Source organism: Pseudoduganella sp. RAF53_2 (assembly GCF_052113985.1).
Classification (GTDB): Bacteria; Pseudomonadota; Gammaproteobacteria; order Burkholderiales; family Burkholderiaceae_D; genus Rugamonas.
The window spans coordinates 1-6134 of record NZ_JBFRDW010000355.1; the positions used below are offsets into that span (position 1 = coordinate 1).

The following is a 6134-nucleotide window of genomic DNA, read 5'->3' on the forward strand; positions in this document are numbered from 1 at the left end:
GGAGGGCACCATGCAGCTGCGGTCTTACCTGAAGACTGGCCGCAGCGCTGCGGCTTTGCTGACGGGCGGCGGAACGGTGGTTTTCAACGAGCGTTGGCATGTGCGTACCTACCGTCCCAACCATACTGTCACGTCGGCGCAGCCGGGCGTGAAGTTCGAAACCAATTCGCTGGGGTTGCGTAGTCCCGAACTGAATCGCGAGCTGGCGCGCAGCGAGCTGCGGCTTGCCGTGGCGGGCGCTTCCACCGTCGCGGGAGCCTATGCGCGGCGCAACGTCGAAACCTTCCCCAGTCTGCTGGAGCAGCGCTTGCGCAGGAAGCGCAAGGAAGGGCCGGTCAATGTGATCAATGCCGGCATTGAGGGCCATACGATCTGGGACACGGCCCTGCTGATCGAACATGGCCTGATCGACATGCATCCGTCCGTGCTGATGCTTTATCCCGGCTTTAACGATATGGTCGGCATTTGTACCGCCGCGCGCGAAAGTACGGCGATCGTCCGATCGCCATTGCCCGCACCATCGCTGCCGCGCTGGGCGCTCGCCGCGCCTGCTGGCGAAAAATACCGTGGCGCTGCGCGACCCGCTAATCAAGGCCAAGGCCGTCGATCCCGCCAAATTCTTCCCGGCCAGCTATGGCGAGAAGCTGCGCGATATGGTGCACAAGATGCGCGAGTCCGGTATCGAACCTGTGCTGATGACGGTGGCGCGCGCCTTCGACGGCCTGGGCCGCGAAGAAGGCGCACGCATTGCGGAGACAGCCCTTTACTACAACTCCTGCCTCGATTACGACGGCCTGATCAAGGCAGGCAAGATGTACAACGATACGATCATCGCCGTGGCGCTGTCCGAGCATGTGCAGCTGATCGACCTCGCCGAAGAAATGAAAGGCCGCCGCCAGTTCTTTGTCGACGCCGGCCACTTCAACTATGGCGGCGAGCAGCATGTTGCAGCCTATCTGGCGCGCGAACTGGAGCAGCGCGGCCTGCTGGAACCGCATATCAACACAGACAACCGCCTGAGCGGACAGTAAGGGAGCGTCTGTGGAAATTACCGGGTTTGGCTACCTTGTTTTCTTCTTGTGCGTATTGGCGCTGCATTCCCTGCTGACCGGCCGCGATCGCGCACAAAAAGCCATGCTCACCCTGGCCAGCTACTACTTCTACGCGACGGTGGATTGGCGCTTCACGGGCCTGCTGCTGTCCCTGACGCTAATTAATTGGACGGCAGGCGAAGCGGTAGGGCGCGCGCAACACCGCAGCACGGCGAAATATGCGGTGACACTGGCAGTGATCGCCAGCGTAGCCGTGCTGGGCTACTTCAAATACCTGAATTTCTTCGGCGGCATGCTGAACAGCCTGTCGGTCTGGCTGGGCGGCAGTGCGCTGGTGCCGGTGGTGAAGCTGCTGCTGCCGGTCGGGATCTCGTTCTTGACCTTCCAGGCCATCACTTACCCCATCGACCTGTATGCCGGACGGCTTTCCAAGCGCGCCAGCCTGGGCGATTTCACCCTGTTCATGGCCTTCTTCCCGCGCCTGCTGTGCGGACCGATCGTGCCTGCGGCTTATTTCCTGCCGCAGCTGCAGCAGCCGATGCCGCCCGTCAGCGACGATCAGCGCTTCGCCGGCCTGGCACTGATCATGCGCGGCCTGGTGAAAAAGGTGCTGCTGGCGGATATGCTGGGTTCCCACCTAGTCGACCCGGCGTTCTCCAATCCCGGCGAATACAGCGCTCCATTCGTCTGGCTGGCGATGTTCGGCTATTCCCTGCAGGCTTATCTGGATCTGGGCGGCTACACCGACATGGCGCTGGGCGCGGCCGGCATGCTGGGCTATCGCCTGCCGTCCAACTTCAACCGTCCCTATATGGCGACCGGCATTGCCAACTTCTGGCAGCGCTGGCACATCACCATGTCGTCCTTCTTCCGCAACTACTTGTACACCCCGCTGAGCGAGGCGTGGAAAGTGCCGGTGTCCGTCAACCTGTTGATCGTGTTTGTGGCGATCGGCCTGTGGCACGGCGCGGGCTGGAACTTCGTGGTGTATGGCCTGATCCACGGCAGCCTGGTGTCGCTGGAGCATGTCCGTAGCGCAGCCCGCATCAAGCGCGGCGAGCCGGCTCCCGTCTACCGCAGTGCGCGGCTGGCAATGCAGCTGGCGCTGGTGTTCACCATGGTCTCGATGACGCGCGTGCTGTTCCGCAGCCCGAATCTGGACACCGTGGGCCAGTTCGTCTCCGCCATGGCCGGGTCCTGGCGCGGCCCCTTCCCGCTGTCAGTGCAGGCGGCGCTGGCGCTGATGGCGGCTTTGTTCCTGCATTTCTCGCCTGTCCGCTGGCGCGACAGCTTCATGGAATGGGTGGCCCGCCTGCCTGCCTGGATAGTCGGCGCCCAGTTTGCCAGCCTGGTTTACCTGGTGACCATCTTCACCCAAGGCTCGGCCGCCTTCATTTATTACCAATTCTGACTGGGCTTGGTTGCTTAATTATCAATTCTTGCGCCTTCCGATGGACGCCAACCGGGAAACCCGCTATTCTTCGTGTCTCTCCAAGCGGCTGTAGCTCAGTGGATAGAGTATCGGCCTCCGAAGCCGAGGGTCGTGGGTTCGATCCCCGCCAGCCGCGCCATCCTCCCTTCGAAACTCCTCACAAGTTCGGCAACCTCTGTCGTAAAATTTATCCCAAGGAAACGAAGCACAGCCGTTCCGTTCACTTAAGAGCAAGGAATAGCGCGTATGAGTGCCCTGGATCAAATTACCCACTGGCGCGAGACCATCTTTGCCCGTTTGGTGCAGGTCGTCCTGGTTCTAGGTATCTGCACGGCGGTGCCAAGTATCCTGCAGTCGGCGCACGAAGGCCTGTGGGGCGTGGTGGTGGTGGACGTGATTGCCCTGGGCTGGCTGACCATGTTGTGGCGGCTGGAAGGGCGGATGTCGTATCAGGCGCGTGCCCTGCAATTCCTGCTGATCGCATTCGCCGTCGGCGTCGCGCTGATGCTGCAGGTCGGCCCGGTGGCGCATACCTATCTGCTGGCCGTGCCCTGCCTAGCGGCGCTGCTGGTCGGGCTGAGGCCTGCCATCTGGCTGCTCCTGGCCGGCGCCGTGGCCATTGTGCTGACGGGATATGCGCCGGAACCGGCCGCTGTCGGCCTGTCCAATGATCCCGTGCTGCGCGCCGTCATCGTCGCCCTCAACTACCTGTTCATTGCCGGCATCCTGACCTTCACCTGCGGCGTGCTGCTGCGCCACCTGGCGCGCTCGCTGGCCGAGGGCGAACAATTAGCCTTCTACGATCCGCTGACCGGGCTGCCGAACCGGCGCCTGCTGCTGGACCGTCTTGGCAACCTGCTCGCCAGCTCTGAGCGGCAGCAAGTGTTCAGCGCCGTGATGTTTGTGGACCTGGATCGCTTCAAGACCATCAACGATGCGCGCGGACACGCCACGGGCGACACGCTGTTGAGGCTGGCAGCGGAACGGCTGTCGGGCCTGATTCGCAAAAGCGACACCGTAGCGCGCATCGGCGGCGACGAATTCGTGGTGCTGCTGTCGCACCTTGCGCCGAATTTGGCGGCGGCTGGCAATGCCGCGCAGTTGGTGGCGGAAAAGATCCGTGCCGCATTGGCCCGTGATTTCGAGATCGACGCCCAGTCCTACGTCTGTTCCGCCAGCATTGGCGTGACGCTTCTGCCGAAGTTTGGCCAGAGCGCCGACGATTTGCTGCGTGAAGCTGACACCGCAATGTATCGTGCAAAGCGCGCAGGCCGCAATGGCATCGCCTACTTCGAATCCACCATGCAGGCTGAAGTCGAGCGGCGCCTGACGCTGGAGCGCGAGCTAGCGCAGGCGATCGAACATGAGCGGCTGCACATGCTGTATCAGCCGCAATTCGATTGCTCCGGCCGGCTTCACGGTGCGGAACTGCTCATGCGCTGGGAGCGCGACGACGGCAGCATGGTATCGCCCGCCATCTTCATCCCGCTGGCGGAAGAGGCGGGCCTGATCGTGCGGATGGGGATGTGGGCGCTGAAGCAGGCCTGTCTGGCACAGCAGCGCCTGGCGGCGCGGGGCTGGTCGCTGCCACTGTCCGTCAACGTGTCGCCCGACCAGTTCCGCCAAGCCGACTTCGTGCAGCAGGTGCACAGTGTCCTGCTCGAACACCGCGTGTCACCCTCGTTGCTGATCCTGGAGGTGACGGAAGGCCTATTGGTGGAAAAGCTGGAAGAAACCGTGGCGCGCATGAACGAGCTGGCCGCGCTCGGCGTGCGCTTTTCGATCGACGACTTCGGCACGGGCTATTCCAGCCTGGCGTATCTCAAGCGCATGCCTTTGTACGAACTGAAGATCGACCGCAGCTTCATCATGGACATGCCGGACGACGCCAATGACGTGGTGATCGTGCAAGCGATCCTGGCAATGGCCGGCCACATGGGCTTGCGCGTCGTGGCGGAAGGCGTAGAGACTCAAGCACAGGCCGACTTCCTCGCGGCCCATGGTTGCCATGCGCTGCAAGGATACCTTCTGGGCCGCCCAGCGCCGTTACCGGCCCTGCTTGAAATGATGTCAGCGCAAGCCGCTCGCTCTGGATAGGGATTTGAAGCCCACGATTAGTAAGCAGCCTTCCATTTGTGCCCAACTGGAACCGCGAAACGTGGAAGCACCTCCGACTGTGGGCTGTCGCGGCATGAAGAGGCGAAAGTGACTTCCTTTAGACGTCAAATCTGCCTATTGATGTGCCGGTAAGGCCGGTACGAGCGAGACGCGCCTAGTGACAAAGTGTGAACCTTTCGGCCAAGCAAGATGTTAGGCTGCGTGACATTGGCCGAGTACGGCCAACAACGGACCTTGAGGATTCGCGCCTGGACCATCTGCCAGCTATGCCCACCCTTTTCGGAGTTGCGGTTGAAAGCAATTGCATACATTTTTCTTTCAGGGACTTGCATACTGGCCCAAGCCAAAGACGACGTGATTGGCTGCTATTCGGTGCTCATTGCGGGCCGGGACGAGTCTCTCCCGCATACTAAACAGTCAGCACATCTCGTTCGTGCAAAGGATATTCGTCTTACGGACGAACATGAAAAGGCGCCATGGGCTGGAACTTCGAAATTTCGTGTGATACCTGTGCACTCCAAGGAAACGTTCAACTATTCAGCTGCATACTGGGTGGCGGAGGGGAAGTCGCTTTCGATTACTTGGAGTAGCAACGGCCTTTCGGGTGTGCAGATGACTTTGACACCCACCAGAAATGGATTTGCAGGGACTGTCGAAAATTTTTGGGACTTTCCGCCTTATACCGAGGATAAAAGACGGACGGTCTTGACACGCCGGGCGTGTGATTGAATCCTATGACAAAGCACGCATCTTGCATGCCGGCAGGAGTGCTATTCTGGCTGCCGTCGGCCGCGCTCGGCCAATAGCGGCCTCACAATCATAAAACTTGAGATATGTCAAAAATGTCGCTCGCTACAAGTTTCCTGCTCATGCTACGTTCAACAATATTTGTTGTCTTTTTTATGTCCGACGTCAAAGTATTCGCTGCGCCCCAGAATATCCAGACGGAGCAGTACTGCCGTGAAGGCGCGAGTGGCGAATTTTCGGTTAAACTTGATAATACGAACAGGGTTACTTTTAATGTCGAAACTGTCAACAGCCATGGGCACATTTGCACCATGTCGGGTACGATTCACGGAGAAATAGGGCACGCCGACAGTTGGTCTGACGATGGAAGTGACTCAAATTGCGATATATCGATTTTGGCGAAGGGCTCCTCAGTAGTAATTAGCCCAATCACTCCGGACTCTTGCCTTATATATTGCGGTCAAGGAGTGGTCGTGTATGGAAAGTACAGTTCTGCAATGTGTAGGAATGAAAAATACGAAATACAAGAGCAGGAAATTCGAAATCGATTTCCGCCTGCAGAAGATGATGATGTCAGCAGAAGAGTTCAATAATAAAGGCGAGCTCAGAATGGTCCGGCAGGCAGCCTCTTCGGCCACAGAACATTGATGCATATCTGGCGTGAAGCATGAGAGCTCGGAAGGTGGCAACAAACGGCCAGGAACAGACGCCCACCTAGCTAGGTAAAAATATGACGAATCTCGAAATTCTTAAACAATGGGAAATTACGGAGAAATGGCTACGGG

The 6134-nt window shown here is 59.4% G+C and carries 5 protein-coding genes and 1 tRNA gene; 5 read left to right on the forward strand and 1 reads right to left on the reverse strand.

The window, feature by feature from the left end:
• A partial coding sequence (locus AB4Z11_RS19780) for a hypothetical protein (RefSeq protein WP_442027100.1) occupies nucleotides 1-418 on the reverse strand: 418 nt, incomplete at its 3' end.
• A gap of 148 nt (nucleotides 419-566) precedes the next feature.
• On the opposite strand from AB4Z11_RS19780, the gene AB4Z11_RS19785 reads away from it, so the two are divergent.
• From AB4Z11_RS19785 to AB4Z11_RS19805, 5 genes are all read left to right on the forward strand, one after another.
• Nucleotides 567-1031, forward strand: coding sequence for a hypothetical protein (locus AB4Z11_RS19785; RefSeq protein WP_442027101.1), 465 nt, complete (start codon nucleotides 567-569; stop codon nucleotides 1029-1031).
• Between the two features lie 10 nt (nucleotides 1032-1041).
• Nucleotides 1042-2463, forward strand: coding sequence for an MBOAT family O-acyltransferase (locus AB4Z11_RS19790; protein WP_442027102.1), 1422 nt, complete (start codon nucleotides 1042-1044; stop codon nucleotides 2461-2463).
• Nucleotides 2464-2547: 84 nt separating this feature from the next.
• A tRNA-Arg gene (locus AB4Z11_RS19795) sits at nucleotides 2548-2623 on the forward strand.
• Between the two features lie 107 nt (nucleotides 2624-2730).
• Nucleotides 2731-4581, forward strand: a complete 1851-nt coding sequence (locus tag AB4Z11_RS19800; RefSeq protein WP_442027104.1) for a putative bifunctional diguanylate cyclase/phosphodiesterase — start codon at nucleotides 2731-2733, stop codon at nucleotides 4579-4581.
• A 1245-nt stretch (nucleotides 4582-5826) separates the two neighbouring features.
• The gene (locus tag AB4Z11_RS19805; protein ID WP_442027105.1) at nucleotides 5827-5997 is read left to right on the forward strand and encodes a hypothetical protein; all 171 of its coding nucleotides are present in this window, start codon (nucleotides 5827-5829) and stop codon (nucleotides 5995-5997) included.
• The last annotated feature ends 137 nt before the right edge of the window (nucleotides 5998-6134 follow it).